Source organism: Chromohalobacter canadensis, from assembly GCF_029544075.1.
In the GTDB taxonomy this organism is placed as follows: Bacteria; Pseudomonadota; Gammaproteobacteria; order Pseudomonadales; family Halomonadaceae; genus Chromohalobacter; species Chromohalobacter canadensis_A.
The window spans coordinates 288,687-304,401 of record NZ_JAJQJH010000002.1 but is presented as its reverse complement, the minus strand read 5'-3'; the positions used below and the strand labels follow the sequence as shown (position 1 = coordinate 304,401).

14 protein-coding genes and 1 other RNA gene are annotated in these 15,715 nt (G+C 62.4%); 8 read left to right on the top strand and 7 right to left on the bottom strand.

Features of this window, described 5'->3' with window-relative positions; all coding sequences use genetic code 11:
* Positions 1 to 105 precede the first annotated feature (105 nt).
* The 3 genes from LUN51_RS05030 to LUN51_RS05020 all read left to right on the top strand — a co-directional run bounded on the left by LUN51_RS05030 (position 106) and on the right by LUN51_RS05020 (position 1,385).
* The gene (locus LUN51_RS05030) at positions 106 to 423 is read left to right on the top strand and encodes a cell division protein ZapA (protein WP_246894710.1); all 318 of its coding nucleotides are present in this window, start codon (positions 106 to 108) and stop codon (positions 421 to 423) included.
* Between the two features lie 153 nt (positions 424 to 576).
* Positions 577 to 759, top strand: a non-coding RNA gene (gene ssrS / locus LUN51_RS05025) — 6S RNA.
* Between the two features lie 8 nt (positions 760 to 767).
* The gene (locus LUN51_RS05020; RefSeq protein ID WP_246923180.1) at positions 768 to 1,385 is read left to right on the top strand and encodes a 5-formyltetrahydrofolate cyclo-ligase; all 618 of its coding nucleotides are present in this window, start codon (positions 768 to 770) and stop codon (positions 1,383 to 1,385) included.
* Positions 1,386 to 1,813: 428 nt separating this feature from the next.
* Here LUN51_RS05020 and ilvA read toward each other — a convergent pair whose 3' ends face one another.
* Complete coding sequence (gene ilvA / locus LUN51_RS05015; RefSeq protein ID WP_075368554.1) at positions 1,814 to 3,409, bottom strand: threonine ammonia-lyase, biosynthetic; 1,596 nt, start codon at positions 3,407 to 3,409, stop codon at positions 1,814 to 1,816.
* 189 nt (positions 3,410 to 3,598) lie between these two features.
* Here ilvA and rpiA point away from each other — a divergent pair, with 189 nt between their 5' ends.
* Positions 3,599 to 4,270, top strand: coding sequence for a ribose-5-phosphate isomerase RpiA (gene rpiA, locus LUN51_RS05010; RefSeq protein WP_277810386.1), 672 nt, complete (start codon positions 3,599 to 3,601; stop codon positions 4,268 to 4,270).
* 34 nt (positions 4,271 to 4,304) lie between these two features.
* Here rpiA and waaA read toward each other — a convergent pair whose 3' ends face one another.
* From waaA to LUN51_RS04995, 3 genes are all read right to left on the bottom strand, one after another.
* The gene (gene waaA / locus LUN51_RS05005; protein ID WP_277810385.1) at positions 4,305 to 5,597 is read right to left on the bottom strand and encodes a lipid IV(A) 3-deoxy-D-manno-octulosonic acid transferase; all 1,293 of its coding nucleotides are present in this window, start codon (positions 5,595 to 5,597) and stop codon (positions 4,305 to 4,307) included.
* A 152-nt stretch (positions 5,598 to 5,749) separates the two neighbouring features.
* Entirely contained in the window at positions 5,750 to 7,180 is a 1,431-nt protein-coding gene (hldE, locus tag LUN51_RS05000; protein ID WP_277810384.1) for a bifunctional D-glycero-beta-D-manno-heptose-7-phosphate kinase/D-glycero-beta-D-manno-heptose 1-phosphate adenylyltransferase HldE, read from the bottom strand.
* The gene (locus tag LUN51_RS04995; RefSeq protein WP_277810383.1) at positions 7,170 to 8,282 is read right to left on the bottom strand and encodes a glycosyltransferase family 9 protein; all 1,113 of its coding nucleotides are present in this window, start codon (positions 8,280 to 8,282) and stop codon (positions 7,170 to 7,172) included. Before LUN51_RS04995 ends, hldE begins: the two co-directional genes overlap by 11 nt.
* On the opposite strand from LUN51_RS04995, the gene LUN51_RS04990 reads away from it, so the two are divergent.
* Complete coding sequence (locus tag LUN51_RS04990) at positions 8,281 to 8,988, top strand: 3-deoxy-D-manno-octulosonic acid kinase (protein WP_277810382.1); 708 nt, start codon at positions 8,281 to 8,283, stop codon at positions 8,986 to 8,988. The genes LUN51_RS04995 and LUN51_RS04990 overlap by 2 nt on opposite strands.
* Here the strand turns inward: LUN51_RS04990 and LUN51_RS04985 are convergent.
* Positions 8,970 to 10,127, bottom strand: coding sequence for a glycosyltransferase family 4 protein (locus LUN51_RS04985; protein ID WP_277810381.1), 1,158 nt, complete (start codon positions 10,125 to 10,127; stop codon positions 8,970 to 8,972). The genes LUN51_RS04990 and LUN51_RS04985 overlap by 19 nt on opposite strands.
* A gap of 30 nt (positions 10,128 to 10,157) precedes the next feature.
* On the opposite strand from LUN51_RS04985, the gene LUN51_RS04980 reads away from it, so the two are divergent.
* The 3 genes from LUN51_RS04980 to LUN51_RS04970 all read left to right on the top strand — a co-directional run bounded on the left by LUN51_RS04980 (position 10,158) and on the right by LUN51_RS04970 (position 13,634).
* On the top strand, positions 10,158 to 11,237 hold the full coding sequence (locus LUN51_RS04980; protein WP_277810380.1) for a glycosyltransferase family 9 protein: 1,080 nt from the start codon (positions 10,158 to 10,160) through the stop codon (positions 11,235 to 11,237).
* On the top strand, positions 11,225 to 11,986 hold the full coding sequence (locus LUN51_RS04975) for a glycosyltransferase family 2 protein (protein WP_277810379.1): 762 nt from the start codon (positions 11,225 to 11,227) through the stop codon (positions 11,984 to 11,986). The genes LUN51_RS04980 and LUN51_RS04975 overlap by 13 nt, the downstream gene beginning before the upstream one ends.
* A 73-nt stretch (positions 11,987 to 12,059) precedes the next feature.
* Positions 12,060 to 13,634 (top strand): sulfatase-like hydrolase/transferase, encoded by a 1,575-nt coding sequence (locus LUN51_RS04970; RefSeq protein ID WP_277810378.1) that lies wholly within the window; start codon positions 12,060 to 12,062, stop codon positions 13,632 to 13,634.
* Here the strand turns inward: LUN51_RS04970 and waaF are convergent.
* On the bottom strand, positions 13,627 to 14,664 hold the full coding sequence (waaF, locus tag LUN51_RS04965; RefSeq protein ID WP_277810377.1) for a lipopolysaccharide heptosyltransferase II: 1,038 nt from the start codon (positions 14,662 to 14,664) through the stop codon (positions 13,627 to 13,629). The two genes, LUN51_RS04970 and waaF, sit on opposite strands and share 8 nt — an antisense overlap.
* Complete coding sequence (gene rfaD / locus LUN51_RS04960; protein WP_277810376.1) at positions 14,657 to 15,613, bottom strand: ADP-glyceromanno-heptose 6-epimerase; 957 nt, start codon at positions 15,611 to 15,613, stop codon at positions 14,657 to 14,659. The genes waaF and rfaD overlap by 8 nt, the downstream gene beginning before the upstream one ends.
* Positions 15,614 to 15,715 lie beyond the last annotated feature (102 nt).

Genomic DNA, 15,715 nt, shown 5'->3' with positions numbered 1-15,715 from the left:
AGGATGCCATGGTCGTCGAGGCTGTTCCCTCCACCGCGCATGACGCGGAAACTTGGTTCCATCTTACCGCATCGGGCCCGACCTTGGCCCGCTCTGGAGCGATCCATGAACGACGCCTCGCGGCAGACGACCGAGATCACGTTGCTGGGACGCCCCTACGTGATCGCTTGCCCGCCCGACCAGGAAGACGAGCTAAAGCGCGCGGCGCGCTATCTGGATCGCGCCATGAACGGCATCCATTCCCAGGGCAAGGTGCAGGGCGCCGAGAAGATCGCCATCATGGCGGCGCTGAATATCACTCATGAACTCCTCGAAGCGCTCGACACCCAGCGCGAGAGCGAGTCCAGTCTGTCGCGCCTTAGCGAGCGTCTGGAACAAGCCCTGGCCGATGCGCCCGTCGCCGATGACAAACCTTCAAGCTGACGTTCGGCCTTGCCCGACAAGCACTTAGGTTCGTTACGCCAGAGCTCTATACAAGAAACGGTGCGATACGAGACAAGAGGCTATACGCGGGAAGGCTCTATACGAAAAGTGCCTGATGCTTTGGCCGCGCCCCGGTCTCTGCTAGGATAGGGGCGTTCCCTGAAGTGTTCGCCAGTCGTTATAGTCCCTCGAGCCTATGCGCATTACTAGGGGGCCAAATGCTAGACGGGTCTGTGTGCATGTCCGTGCGACGGAAAGCCTGATGACTCGTCTGCGGCCACCCACCTTGAACCTTTAGGTTCAGGGCCAGAACGACAGCGGCACTTTGGGGAACCTCACCGAACATGACGCACGAAGCCCCTCTCGAACTATCCGACCGACGCAGCCTACGCCGCGAATTGCGCCGGCGTCGACGCCGACTTTCCGCGTCCCAGCGCCGTCAGGCCGCCTATGCACTATGCCGCCGCCTGCGCCAGTTGCCAGAGGTCAAACGCGCGCGCCGCGTTGCGCTCTATCTGCCCAACGACGGCGAGATCGACCCGACACCGCTGATCGCATGGTTCCGACGCCGCGGCGTCCGGGTCTATCTCCCGGTGCTGCGCCCGTTGTCCGACAATCGCCTGTGGTTCGTGCATTACCACGCCAAGACGCCCATGCGCACCAATCGCTTTTCCATCTCGGAACCGAGCACGCGCCATGGCGCGCATCGCGCACGGCGTCTGCCGGCCTGGGCGCTGGATCTGGTGCTTATGCCGCTGGTTGGTTTCGATATTCAAGGCAATCGATTGGGCATGGGCGGCGGCTTCTACGACCGCACCTTCGCCTTTCGACGCCTGCGCCGTCCGCACCCGTGCCTGATCGGCCTTGCCCACGACTGCCAGTACGTCGAGCGATTGCCCATCGCGGGCTGGGATGTGCCTCTCGATGCCATCGTCAGCGACGCCCGCACCGTGCGCCCGTAACGCAAGCGGCCGACGATGGGGAACCATCGTCGGCCGCTTGGCGGGCCATGCAATCACTCGGGCGTTCAAGACGACCGACGAATACGCCCAGATACCGGGGCGTACATCAAGTGCCCATCAATGTCTGTGCGTAACCCGTCGCCACGACACCCAAGCCAAACAACATTACTAAAGCCATGACTAGATCAGGCTTGCGCTTCATTTCCTGCTCCGTAAAGGACTGTTTTTTATAGCACCCCAAATAACGCTTACGACTATAGGGCCAGCCGTATGGGTTGACAACTGGCCTCGGGCACAAGAATGAAACGTTTGGTTAACGAACGATGTTCTTATTTGCTATTCGTCATATTAACGATATGAGAACCTATGGAAATATAGGTTCTCATAATCTATAACTATAAAGGCGTCATAACATGACGCCGGACGGTTCACGCCATGAACAGACGATAGGCGGGATTGTCGGATTCTTTCCAGTACCGATAACCGATGCGCTCGAAGTGTTCCTCGACATGCGCCCGGGCGCCATCGGGAATCTGCATGCCCACCAGAACCCGGCCATACGCCGCGCCGTGATTGCGATAGTGGAACAACGAGATGTTCCAGTCGGCGGGCAGATGCGTCAGGAAGTTCATCAACGCACCGGGGCGCTCGGGAAACTCGAAGCGATAGACTTCCTCGCTGAAGTGTTCCTTGGGGCGTCCACCGCCGAGATGGCGAATGTGCAGCTTGGCCAGCTCGTTATCGGTTAGATCCTCCACTGGATAGTCGGCCTCGCGCAGCTTGTCGATTACCGCCTGGCGGTCGTCGCCGCCCGGCTTGACCTGCACGCCGACGAAGATATGCGCTTGCTCGGGATCGGCATAGCGGTAGTTGAACTCGGTAACCATGCGCTTGCCGATGGTCTTGCAGAACTTCTTGAAGCTGCCGGGGCGCTCGGGAATCGTGACCGCGAGGATCGCCTCGCGCTGCTCGCCCAGCTCGGTGCGCTCGGCGATGTGCTGCAAGCGGTCGAAATTGGTATTGGCGCCCGAGTTGATGCACAACAGCGTCTGACCGTCGACGCGCTCTTGCTGGATATACTTCTTGAGCCCGGCCAGCGACAGCGCGCCAGAGGTCTCGGCGACGGCGCGCGTGTCCTCGAAGATATCCTTGACTGCCGCACACATTTCGTCAGTGTTGACGGTGATCACACCGTCGATCCAATGGCGCAGAATCTCGAAAGGCGCCTCGCCGATCTGTGCCACGGCGACGCCTTCAGCGAACACGCCGACTTGATCGAGGGTGACGCGCTCGCCGGCTTCCATGGCCGCCTTGAGGCAGGCCGCATCTTCCGCCTCGACCCCAAACACCTTGATCTCGGGGCGCAAGTACTTGATATAGGCTACCACACCGGCGAGCAGGCCGCCGCCGCCCACGGGCACGAAGATCGCATCCAGCGGCCCGCTGTGCTGGCGCAGAATTTCCATACCCACCGTGCCCTGGCCGGCGATCACATCGTTGTCGTCGAAGGGCGGAATGTAGGTATAGCCGTGCTCGTCGATCAGTTCGCGTGCATGGGCCAGCGCCTCGCCGAAAGCATCGCCCTTGAGCACGACCTTGGCGCCTCGGGCACGTACCGCCTGAACCTTGATATCCGGCGTAATGCGCGGCATCACGATGACCGCCTTGACGCCCATCTGTTTGGCGGCCATGGCCAGGCCTTGGGCATGGTTGCCGGCGGAGGCGGCGATCACGCCCTTGGCCTTTTGCTCTTCGCTTAGCTGGGCCATCTTGTTATAGGCGCCGCGAATCTTGAAAGAGTAGACCGGCTGCAGGTCCTCACGCTTGATCAGAATCGTGTTGTTGAGACGGCGGGAGAGGAAAGGAGCAGGGGATATCGGTGTTTCCCGGGCCGCTTCGTATACGCGTGCCTGGAGGATTTTCTTGACGGTCTCTTCTAGCATTCTGGTGTGTCCTGCGAATTCGCGCGTCTCATTGTGAAACCGGTGCGCCAGGGGGCTGGCCAACCGATAGCAAACTTCCATTGTTAGCAGAGGGCGTGGCACAGCGTCCAGTCCCATGCGTGCCGCCATGTCTCTTGCACGGCGCGCATAAGCTCTATAATGGGCACGGATTTCGCCGATACTGCTTTACAAGAACGTTTATACGAACGCTTATATGAACGTTTACACAAACGTCTTACGACTCGATACCAACGCCCATACGGACGCACCATGACCCAAGACGAACTCAAGCGCGCGGTGGCCGTCGCCGCCATCGAGGATATCAAGCCTTTGCTCGGCCGTGACACCATCATCGGCGTGGGCACCGGCTCCACCGCCAATTTCTTCGTCGACCTGCTCGCCGAGCTCAAACACGACTTCCAAGGCGCGGTGGCAAGCTCGGACGCCACGGCCGAGCGCCTGCGAGGTCACGGCATCGATGTCTTCGAGCTCAACCACGTGGGCACGGTGCCAGTTTATGTCGACGGCGCCGACGAGATCGATGCGCACTTCAACATGATCAAGGGCGGCGGCGCGGCGCTGACGCGCGAGAAGATCGTCGCGGCTTGCGCCGAGCGTTTCGTGTGCATCGCCGACGCCTCCAAGCACGTCGACGTGCTCGGCGGCTTTCCGTTGCCCATCGAGGTGATCCCTATGGCCCGTTCCTATGTGGCGCGGGAGATGGTCAAGCTGGGCATCACACCGGTCTACCGCGACGGTGTGGTCACCGACAACGGCAACCAGATCCTCGATGGTTACGAATGCCTGTTCGAGGACCCCAAGGCCATGGAGCAGCGCCTCAACAATATCGTCGGCGTGGTGACCAACGGGCTCTTCGCCCAGCGCGGTGCTGATGTGCTGTTGTTGGGGACGGAGAATGGCGTTGAGCGCTATACGCCCTGACGAGGTCTCGTTCGAGACCGTCGATAGCCTAGCGTTACAAGCTGGGCTGTGACGGCAACCGCGCCGCGATGCCTTCTAGCGTCTTTTCCAAGGCGCCGCGATTGGCGGCCACCACCGCTTTGCCGGCGGCGCCTAGCTGGCGGCGCTGGTCGGGATCATCGGCGAGGGTCGCCAAGGCCTCGCCCAAGGCCTCGGCGTCGCCGATTTCGCATAGCGCCTGGGCCTCGCGCAGGGTCTCGGCGATGTCCTGAAAGTTCTCCAGATGCGGTCCGGTGAGTACCGGGACGCCGAGCGCGGCGGGCTCGAGCAGGTTGTGCCCCCCGATGGGCACCAGGCTGCCGCCCACGAAGGCGGCGTCCGCTGCGGCGTAAAAGCGCATTAGCTCACCCATGGTATCGCCCAGCAGAACGCTCGTCTCGGCGCTGGGCGTTTCACCTTGCGAACGCCGCGCGAGGCACTCGCCGCTTACTTCGCAGAGCTCGGCCACCGCCGAAAAGCGCTGTGGATGACGCGGCACCAGCACCAGCAGCGCCTGAGGATGCGTGCGTCGCAGGTGGGCATGCGCGGCCAGAACCTGCTCGTCTTCACCCTCATGGGTCGAGCCTGCCACCCACACGAATCGCGCACCCCACTCGGTATGTAAGCGCTCACCTTCATCACGAATATCGTCGTTGAGCGGAAGGTCGAATTTTATCGACCCGACCACGTCGCCACGCTCTCGGGGCAACCCCAGCGCCACGAAGCGCTCTAGGTCCGCCGACGACTTGGCCGCGAGCCAACTGACCGCGACCAGTGCGCCACGCAGCAATGGCGCCACATTGCGATAGCCCCGGAAAGCCTTATCCGAGAGCCGGGCGTTGGCGACGACCACAGGCACGTGTTGCCGATCACATGCTGCCAGCAGGTTGGGCCACAGCTCGGTCTCGACGATGATCGCCAGACGCGGGCGCAAACGAGCGATAAAACGCCGCGCCGTGCCCGGGAAGTCCAGCGGCAGGAAATAATGCGTGAGCGCATAACGCTCGGCGGGAAACAGTGCCCGTACGCGCTCGGCGCCGGTCGCGGTCATGGTGGTGACCACCAGACGGTGGTCGGCATGACGCAGCGCCAGCTCCTCGATCAAGGGGCGTGCGGCCAGCACCTCGCCGACAGAAGCGGCATGCAGCCAGATCGTCGGCGTATCATCCGCCGCGTCGGCGATCAGCCCCAACCGTTCCGCACGCTTGTTAGTGAGCGCATGCTCACGCCATACCCGCCACCAGATCAACGGTGAGAGCAGATACAAAAGCGCGCTGTAGAAGCCACGTGCGATACCCGGTGCCATCATTGCGCCGCCTTAGGCTTTGTACTAAAACTGCCTGTGCTCGGCCATACGGCGTTAAAAATCAGCTCAAAGTACTCATTTACACCACGTAAACTCCGTCTTTTCGCTGATTTTTGCCTTGTCTGGCCATCGCTCGCCGACTTTTCGTACATAGCCTAGCCTTCACGGTCGAGAATGGTGCCGATCATCGCCGTGGTGGAGACGCCATCCTCGAAGTTGAGCACCCTCACCTCGCCGCCATCGGCGATGACCGCTTCACCGCCGGCGATGTCCTCGGGGCGATAGTCGCCGCCCTTGACCAGCACATCGGGCAACACCTCGGCAATCAAGCGTGCCGGGGTCTCCTCAGCGAAAGGTACTACCCAATCCACCGCGCTCAAGCCCGCCAATACCTGCATGCGCCGTTCGAGAGCATTGATCGGCCGCTTGGGGCCCTTGAGACGCGCCACGGAGGCATCGTCGTTGACGGCCACTATCAGCCGGTCCCCCAGCCGCTTGGCCTGCTCGAGATAGGCCACGTGGCCAGCATGCAGGATGTCAAAACAGCCATTGGTCATCACCACCCGTTCACCGCGCAGCTTGGCCGCGCGCACCGCGTCGACCAACGCACTTTCCTCGATGGGGCCGAATTCGGCGAGCTTGTCGCCATGCAGCGCTGTGTAGAGCTCGGCGATGGACAATGTCGCGGTGCCCGGTTTGGCGACTACCAGCCCCGCCGCCAGGTTGGCGAGCATGATCGCTTCGGGGTAGCCTTGACCGGCCGCCAACGCCAGCCCCAGCACGCCGATGACGGTATCCCCAGCGCCGGTGACATCGAAGACCTCTCGGGCATGCGTCGGCAGATGCAGCGGCGCGTGGCCCTCGCGGATCAAGGTCATGCCCTTCTCGCTGCGTGTGATCAGCAATGCCTCGAGTTCCAACTCGGCGCGTAGCTGCTCGCCCTTCTCGGCGAGCGTGGCATCGTCGGGGCATGGTCCCACCACCGCCTCGAACTCGCCCAGGTTGGGGGTGATGATGCTCGCCCCGCGATACTTGTCGAAGGCATGGCCCTTGGGGTCGACAAGCACGCGCTTACCTGCCTGACGCGCGATGGCAATCAGCGTTTCGACACGGTTGAGACTGCCCTTGCCGTAGTCGGAGAGAATCACGACGTCGGCGTCGGGCAACGCCGCCTCGACGCGCTCGGTCAAGCCCTGGGTGTCTATTTCCCACAGCGATTCCTCGAAGTCCAGACGCAGCAACTGCTGGTTGCGGCTCATCACACGTAGCTTGGTGATCGTGGGGATATCTGGGCTATGGTGAAAGTGAGTACTCACATCGGATGCTTCAAGGCTCGCCTTGAGCAAGGCGGCATTGTCATCCTCGCCGACCACGCCCGCCAGCGCGGCATGCGCACCCAGCGCGGCGATATTGAGTGCCACGTTGGCGGCACCGCCGGGGCGATCTTCCGATTCACCGACCTTGACCACCGGTACCGGCGCTTCTGGCGAGATGCGTGAGGTGCCGCCATGCCAATAGCGGTCGAGCATGACATCGCCCACCACCAGTAGGCGGGCCTGTTCGAGAACTGTCAGATCAAGCTTCATGGTCGGGCTCCGAGCGGGGCGAAGCGGACGGCGCGGCATCCAGCAAGGCATCGAATTGGGCGATGACGTCGTCGGCACGGATCAGGCTCATGGCGTCGGGGTGCCGCACGCGCGTGCCCCACGGGATAGCCTCCGGTGACTTGTGCAGATAACGACGCACGGCATCGGGATAACGGTCGACCACGAAGCGCCGCCAGCAATAGGGCGCCGCGCGATCGGGATTGGTGGTGGCGAAAAGCCCCAGCGTAGGCGTGCGCAGGGCGTTAGCCATGTGCACCGGCCCGGAGTCGGGCGCAATCACCATGCGCGCGCGGTCGAGCATGGCCAGAAGCCCCTTGAGCGAGGTGCCGCCGATGGCATCGATGACCGCCTCTTCCGCGCACAGGACGCGAATGCGCGCGCCCATTTCCTGCTCCTGGGCGCTGCTGCCCCCGGTCATCACCGTGCGCAGGCCGTGCTCTTCCCAGGCATGTGCGATCACCGCCGCATAGCCCTCGGCGGACCAGTTGCGGAAATTGCGCAGGCGCGGATTGGCGCAGGGGCTGATCACCACGTAAGGCGTCTCGCCGGTGACACGCGCGGCTTCCTGGTAGGCGCTGTCGGGGATCGCCAGATCCCAACGCAGAGGCTCGGCATCGACGCGTTCTTCGCCGCCCAGCAGGCGCGCAAAGTCGAGAAACGACTCCAGCACATGCGCACGGTCATGCGGCGCCAGTTGACGATGCGTGAACCAGTTCTGCCAATCCTTGGCCCGCGCCTTGTCGTACCCGATCCGCAGGTCCGCCTTGAGCCCTAGGGAAAGCGCGCTGGCGCGCAGCGCCTGTTGCATGTGCAGCAGCACATCGAAGCGCGTATCGCCGAGCTGACGCCAGATCTCGCGCATGCCGGCCCAGCCCGAGGCTTTGTCATAGACGATGAACTCGACCCCTGACAGGCCGGACAGTAGACTGTGCTCCCCCTTGCCGATGATCCAGGTGATGCGAGCATCGGGCCATAGACGCTGCAGCACGCGGATGGTCGGGACGAGGTTGCAGACATCGCCCAGCGCGGACAGTCGTAGTACACAAATATGCGCGGGACGGACGGGCAGAGGATGCTTCATGCGGTTGGCAACATTCCAAACGGGACAGGCATTCATTCTATATGATGCCGACATTCTATGTGACGCCGGCCAAGGGCCACAAATCGACTCGCGCTGGCTGACCCCGGACTTCTGGCGCGAGCGCGACGCCGTACTCGGCGAAGCGCCGGGGCGCGGGGCGAGCCTGTTCGTGGCCTGTGGCGAGGAGCGTTGGGCGCTGCGCCCCTATCGGCGCGGCGGCTTGATCGCCCGTCTCAGTGACGCGCGCTATGTGTGGACCGGGCTCGAGCGTACCCGCGCCTTTCGCGAGATGCGCCTGACCGCCGAACTCAAACAGCGTGGCCTGCCGGTACCCTCGCCGGTGGCCGCTGGCGTGTGGCGACACGGCCCGAGCTACACGGCCACGCTGATCACACGGCTGATTCCAGGTGTCACTGCCTTAGCCGAGCGCCTACCGACAGCGACGCCCGACCTGCTGAAGCGAGTCGGGCATACCGTGCGCCGTTTTCACGACGCCGGGCTCGACCATGTCGATCTTAATGCCCGCAATCTGCTCGTCGATGCCGATGACCGGGTCTGGCTGATCGACCTCGACCGCTGCCGCCTGCGCGCGCCGGGGCGCTGGCAAGAGGCTAACCTGAAGCGTCTGGGACGCTCGCTGGAAAAATTCGGCGCACCCCAGCAGGCGCTGGAAACAATCCGCCTTGGCTATGCGGCATCCGCGTAAATCTCGCACAGTCCGGATACGTGGCGGGCCAACGTGAAGCGTGCATTGACGAAGCGGCAGGCATTGGCGCCAAGGCGCTCTCGCAGTTCAGGTGCATCGCGTAGCTCGCCGAGCGTCGCCGCCCAGGCCGCCGGGTCCTGGGGATCGGCGAGTCGCCCATTCTCGGTGCCAACCAGTTCCGGAATCGCACCGCTGTCAGCACCTACTATGGCCTTGCTCGCCGCCATCGCCTCGATCACCGTCAACCCGAAAGCCTCATTGCGCGACGGCACGCAGACGATATCCACCACCTCAAGGAGCCGCGCCAAGTCGCGCCGAAACCCGGTGAACGTGACACGTGCGTCCAATCCCCTCTCGCTGACTTGCTGACGCAGGGACGCAATGAACGTCGGGTTGCCGCCCTCATCCGCTTCCCGCCCCCCGATCAGCACCAGGTGGGATTGCGTATCGCCGGCGCCACACAGGCGGGTAAAGGCATCCAGCAGCACTTGCTGACCCTTGCCGGGGGTCAGGCGTCCGGGCAGAGCCATCGCCACCGCCTCGCGCGGAATGCCCAAGGCGTCACGTAGTGCCCGGCGCTCAGTAGCATCAAGCTGAGGAACAAACTCCGCTGTGTCGATGCCCAGATACAGTCGGGTGATCCGCGATGCGGGCAGTGGAAAGGCCTGGCGATTACGCAAAAGCGTTGCCTCGCTGATCGACAGCACACGATCGACATGCCGGTAAACCCAGCGGTGGTAAGGGTCATGCTTGGGCCGCGTGGCCCCCATGTGATCGGTGAAGATCAAGCGTAATTCTGGGCATAGACACTTGAGCAATGCCCCGAGACGTAGATCACTCGACTTGTGGCAATGCACGACGCGGATGTCACGGCGGCGCAGCCAGCGCACCAGCATCGGAAGTTGCCACAGCGCGCGCGTGGGTGAGCGCACACTACGCACTTCGAGCGCGCCACTCTCAGCCAGCGTGTGGGCCACTCGCGTTCCCTCGAGCGCCAGGGCGTAGGCATGCCACCCCTGACGGGCCAGCTCGGGTATAATGCGCGCAGGATACATTTCCAGCCCGCCCCAGCCGCGGGATAAACAGATATGCAAGACCTTGTGCTGCAAGGCAAGCTCCTCGGACAATGTTCGACTCACGCGTCGACGCCACCGGGCATAGGAGACTCGATGACCCAGTCGCGCCCAAAGCGCATCCTCGTGGTACGCAACGACAAGCTCGGCGACTTCATGCTCGCCTGGCCGGCTTTGGCCTGCCTGAAGAGTGCCCATCCCGGCAACCATGTTGCCGTGCTGGTGCCCACCTATACAGCGCCCTTGGCGCATGCCTGCCCGTGGGTCGATGAAGTGATTCTCGACCCGGGCGGCGTCGCGCCGCGCCACCAGCAGAAAGACTTGCTCAGGCAGCTTCGCGCCGGGAAGTTCGACGCCTTACTGACGCTATTCTCCACGCCACGCATCGGCTGGCTAGGGTGGCGTGCCGGTATTTCCTTACGCATGGCGCCCGCCACCAAGTGGGCTCAAATATTTTACAACTTCCGCATTAAACAGCGTAGGTCACGATCGCAAAAACCCGAGTATGTCTATAACCAGGATCTCGCTCACACGCTGCTGCGAAAGCTTGGCCAAGACGTGCCCACGACGGCGCCTCCCTACTGGCCGCTGCCCGATGCGGCACGCGACACCCAACGCCAGCGCCTGAGCGATGAACTGTCGCTTTCCCCGGCGCGCCCCTGGTGGTTTCTGCATCCCGGCAATGGTGGCTCAGCAGTCAATCTCAGTGTGGCGCAATACGTTGATCTCGCCCAGGCGATTAGTGCCAACCTGCCCATAAAGCCGAAGTGGGTGATTACTTACGGCCCTGGCGAAGAACCGGTCGCCCAGCACCTGGTGGAAACGCTCAACGCACGCGAGGTCGATGCAGTACTCATGCCGCCACGCGCCAGCCTGACCGATTTTGCCGAGACCCTGGCCGCCGCCGATGTCTTCATCGCCGGCTCAACGGGGCCCTTGCACATCGCCGGAGCGCTCAATCGACCCACGATCGGCTTCTATCCCGCCAAGCGCTCGGCCACGCCGCTGCGCTGGCAAACCTGCAATGCCGAGACATGCCGCTTGGCCTTTAGCCCGCCTGCCGATGATGCCTCCGCCAGCGATATGTCGCGTATCGACATCGCGGCGGTGGCATGTCAAATCGCCGACGCCTGGCCAACGCCAACGGCCACCGAGGAAACGCCATGCAACCGCTGACCGGAATCGTCATCACCCTCAACGAGCAAGCCAACATCGCCGACTGCGTGCGTTCGCTGTCACGCGTCTGCGACGAGGTGATCGTCGTCGACTCGCTGAGTAGCGACGACACTGTGGCGATTGCCGAGGCCGAGGGCGCTCGGGTGATCGCACAGGCCTATCTCGGCGATGGGCCACAAAAGGCGCACGGCGTGCCGTTTGCCAAAAATGACTGGATCCTGGCCTTGGACGCCGATGAACGCCTTGACGACGACGCCGTGGCACTGATCGATTCCCTCGCCCTCGACGACCCGCAGACCGCCTACAGTTTTCGCCGCAAGAACTACGTGGCTCGGCACTGGATTCGCGCAGCGGGCTTCTACCCGGACTCGGTGGTGCGCCTTTACAATCGCACCACCGCCGGCTATCTGCCCAAGAAGGCACACTCTTCGGTCGAGGCCCCCAAGATCGAGGCCACCACGGCACACCTGCGACATTTCACTTACGAGGACATGTCACACTGGATCCGGCGCATCGATGCGCTATCCAGCCGAGATGCCTGGGCGATGAAAGAGCGCGGTGTAAGCCCCTCACGGCTGCGCCCGACACTGCACGCCATCAACGCGATGCTACGCAAGCTGGTCTTCAAGGGCGGCATGCTCCAGGGAATGGATGGCATGACGGTCGCGCTGACCACGGCGTTTCATGCCTACATGAAGTACGCCAAGCTCAACGAGCTCTACGAACTTGAACAAACGCCGCAACGATGAGTCAGATCGGCTTCTCCACTGTCATACTCTAGTCATAAAGACAATCTAGTCATAAAGACAAGGACACGTTCTTATGATGAAGCTGCCCGCCGCCGCCCTCCGCTGGAGTGTACTGACTTACCTCGGCTTATGCCTGGGGTATCTCTTCACCACCCTTACGGTCATCAGCCACTGGTTCCTGTTTCCCGTCGCGGCGGTGTGGGTCGCCATCGCTTGGTATTTTCGCTGGGGCCATCCCGCGCAGCGCACGAGCACGCGACGCGTCTTGCCCTGGTCATCGGTGCCGCTGGCCCTGTGGTGGGTTTACCTATACCTGGATGACAGTTTCGGCAAAGTGGACCTGGGTGCGATCATCTTCCACCTGCAAGCCGGAATGACCGAGCATGGCGGTGTCAGCCGTATTTTCGCCGCCTTCATCTTCACCTTCTGCTGTATCCTGATGCTAGTGGCTTTCACCTGGTTGGTACGCGCCGACCACCGGTGGCGGCTATGGGAGCGCGTCGGTGCGCTCTTCTTGCTGGCCTTCAATCCGCTACTATTCGGACTCTCGCAACGCGGCGCTTCGGTGGTCACCGAGGGGGATTGGTTGCGCAATCACTACCACGTCCCGAGCCTTGAAAGCGAGCCGCAAACGCGCCCCAACCTCCTCTATCTCTATCTGGAGAGCACCGAGCGAACCTACGCCGACCGCGACACGTTCGGCAACGCCTATGAGGATCTCGCCGCGCTCGGCAAGCGCGGTACCGTCTTCGAGGGGCTCAAGCAGCTCGACAATACCGGCTGGACGACCGCGGGCATGGTCGCCACCCAGTGCGGCGTGCCGCTGATTCCCGCCGGGTTGAAACACGACAATCAGTTCGAGCCGCTCGACGAGGTGCTTCCACATACCCGGTGTCTAGGCGATATTCTCGATGCTCAAGGGTACGACCTCACCTACATGGGAGGAGCCAGTACGCGCTTTGCGGGTAAAAAGGTGTTCTATGAAGGGCACGGCTTCGATCGCGCGTTGGGCCGCGACGAGCTGGAGGATCAGGTCACGCCGCCGGATTACCTCAACGATTGGGGCCTTTACGATGACACCCTGCTCAACATGGCCACCGAACGCATCCGTAAGCTCGCTGATAATGACGACCGCCAGCCTTACGCGATGTTCGCTCTTACCCTGGCAGCCCACCCGCCATTCGGCAATCCGGCTCAGGCGTGCCTGGAGCACCAGGGCGAGTTCGACGGCGTCAATATCCTCTACTCGGTGAAATGCACAGGCTGGCTGGTACGCCGCTTCCTACAGCGCCTCGACGAGGAAGGCTTGCTCGACAATACCCTAGTAGTGATCTCTAGCGACCACCTGAGCATGAAGAACTCTGAGTGGCCGCAGCTGGTCGACGCCGAGCGCGAAAACACCTTCATGATGCTTGGTGAGGGTGTCCCTGCCGGGAAGCGTATCCAGCGCCAGGGGTCGATGGTCGATGTCTACCCGACGGTACTCGAAGCCATGGGCTTCACGCTGGACGCACGTGCCGCCGGGCTGGGGCGCTCACTATTCGCCAAGGCCCCCACGCTGGTCGAAGAATACGGCCTAGAGACCATCAACGACCACATGGCGGAGGAAGACGCACTGCAAACCTATATGTGGAAAGGCGTCAACTGAGCGCCGCGTGCCGAATCGACGCCAATAGCCGTGCCGGCTCCAGATGACGCAGACAATTAGTGTGCCCCAACGGGCAGTCACGCGCGAAGCACGGCGAACATGACAGGTAGAGGTCGTGGATCTCGGCGTTTTCGGTCAGAGGCGGCGTGTAGGCCGGCGAGGACGAGCCGTAAATGGCCTGCACACGCGTGTCCACCGCCGCCGCTACATGCATCAGTCCCGAGTCGTTGGTGACTACTTGCTGGCAGTCAGCGAGCAGGTCCACCACCTCGGTGAGCTTGGTGCGCCCGCACAGGTTATGCACGCCGTCCAGCCCTTGGCTGATCGTCTCACCGGCGTCGGCGTCCTTGGGACCACCCAGCACCCGCACCTCGAAGCCCTCGGCCACCAGGCGTTCCGCCAGGGTGCGAAAATGCGCCAGCGGCCACTGCTTGGACGGGCCAAACTCGGCACCCGGCATCATGCCAATGGCAGGACGATCCGAGAGTCCCAGCGTCCCGCGCAGGCGGTGTTGTTCGTCGACATTCACCTCGAGGCGCGGCGTGGGAATCGCAAAATCGCCGGCTTGCGCCTCGTCCTCGGGCAGGCCTAGCGAGACAAAACGCTTCACGGTTTGATTCAGCACGCTTTTATCGAGCTGACGGCGCGCATTGAGCACCCCATAGCGCTGCTCGCCGTGGAAGCCCACGCGCTCGGGGATACGAGCCAGGAACGGTACCAGCGCCGATTTCCAGGAGCGCGGCAACACGATCGCCCGGTCGAAACGGCCCTTCAGCGTGCGCGCCACGCCACGCCGCGTGGCCCAGCCGAATTCGCCGTGCTTGACGTCCAACGCGATGGTCTCGTCGACCTCGGGCATGCGCGCCAGAATCGGCAGCGACCAGCCCGGGGCCAGTACGCCGAGGTAGGCCTCCGGATAGCGCGCCTTGAGCGTCATGAACAGGCTCTGCGCCATGACCATATCGCCGACCCAGGAAGGGCCGACAACGAGCAGGCGTGGGGCGGCGTCGGTAGCGTTGTCGTCAGCCATTCAACCAATCCAGGTAGGCGCTGACGCCTTCGCGAACGGTCTTGAATTCGGCCGGGTAGCCCGCCTCTCGCAGGCGCGAGATATCCGCACGGGTATAGCTCTGATAGCGCCCCTTGAGCTCCTCGGGAAAGGCGATGTAGTCGATCTTGCCAGTCTGATAATAATCGATCACCGTCTCGGCGATAGCCTTGAACGGTTCGGCACGGCCAGTGCCCAGATTGAAGATGCCCGACACCTCGGGGTTATCGAGACACCACAAGTTGACGTCCACCACGTCGCCGACATAAATGAAATCACGGCTTTGCATGCCGGCTTCATAACCTTCCCAGGCACCGAATAGCTTGGGATTCTCGCCGCGCTTCACCTGACTGTGATGGTGGTAGGCGACGCTGGCCATCTTGCCCTTGTGCTGCTCGCGCGGACCATAGACGTTGAAGTAGCGGAAACCCACCACCTGGGCATCGAACGACTCCCAGTGAACACGAACGTACTGGTCGAATAGCAGCTTGGAGTAACCATAGACGTTGAGCGGCTTTTCATGCTCCGGCGCTTCCACGAATACCTCGCTGCCGCCGTAGGTTGCCGCTGACGACGCATACAGAAAGGGAATACGCTTGTGCTGGCAAAAGTGCAGCAGCACCTTGGAATACTCGAAGTTATTCTCGAGCATGAACTTGCCGTCCCACTCGGTAGTATCCGAACAGGCCCCTTCGTGGAAGATCGCCTCGATCGGCGGCAGCTCACTCGGTTCGCCGCGCAGCTCGGCCTTCACGCGTGCCAGGAAATCATCCTTGTCGAGATAATCCCCCAGCGTGCAGTCGACGAGATTGACGAACTTGGTGCCGTCGGAGAGGTCATCGACCACGAGCACATCCTCGTGGCCGCGTGCATTGAGAGCCTTCACTAGATTGGCGCCGATGAAACCGGCACCGCCCGTCACTACGATCATGTCGTCGATTCCTTCAAGTCGTGCACCCACGCGGGAAGCGTGCTTTTCGTCACGGTGCCTATAACCGATTAACCGCTAATTGTATACTTGGCAGTTCGTGAA

Excerpts from the sequence above, each read along its gene's own strand:
- LUN51_RS05030 (WP_246894710.1), top strand. The coding sequence starts at position 106 with ATGAACGACGCCTCGCGGCAGACGACCGAGATCACGTTGCTGGGACGC.
- LUN51_RS05020 (WP_246923180.1), top strand. The coding sequence starts at position 768 with ATGACGCACGAAGCCCCTCTCGAACTATCCGACCGACGCAGCCTACGC.
- ilvA (WP_075368554.1), bottom strand. The coding sequence starts at position 3,409 with ATGGAAGTTTGCTATCGGTTGGCCAGCCCCCTGGCGCACCGGTTTCAC.
- rpiA (WP_277810386.1), top strand. The coding sequence starts at position 3,599 with ATGACCCAAGACGAACTCAAGCGCGCGGTGGCCGTCGCCGCCATCGAG.
- waaA (WP_277810385.1), bottom strand. The coding sequence starts at position 5,597 with ATGATGGCACCGGGTATCGCACGTGGCTTCTACAGCGCGCTTTTGTAT.
- hldE (WP_277810384.1), bottom strand. The coding sequence starts at position 7,180 with ATGAAGCTTGATCTGACAGTTCTCGAACAGGCCCGCCTACTGGTGGTG.
- LUN51_RS04990 (WP_277810382.1), top strand. The coding sequence starts at position 8,281 with ATGCGGTTGGCAACATTCCAAACGGGACAGGCATTCATTCTATATGAT.
- LUN51_RS04995 (WP_277810383.1), bottom strand. The coding sequence starts at position 8,282 with ATGAAGCATCCTCTGCCCGTCCGTCCCGCGCATATTTGTGTACTACGA.
- LUN51_RS04980 (WP_277810380.1), top strand. The coding sequence starts at position 10,158 with ATGACCCAGTCGCGCCCAAAGCGCATCCTCGTGGTACGCAACGACAAG.
- LUN51_RS04975 (WP_277810379.1), top strand. The coding sequence starts at position 11,225 with ATGCAACCGCTGACCGGAATCGTCATCACCCTCAACGAGCAAGCCAAC.
- LUN51_RS04970 (WP_277810378.1), top strand. The coding sequence starts at position 12,060 with ATGATGAAGCTGCCCGCCGCCGCCCTCCGCTGGAGTGTACTGACTTAC.
- waaF (WP_277810377.1), bottom strand. The coding sequence starts at position 14,664 with ATGGCTGACGACAACGCTACCGACGCCGCCCCACGCCTGCTCGTTGTC.
- rfaD (WP_277810376.1), bottom strand. The coding sequence starts at position 15,613 with ATGATCGTAGTGACGGGCGGTGCCGGTTTCATCGGCGCCAATCTAGTG.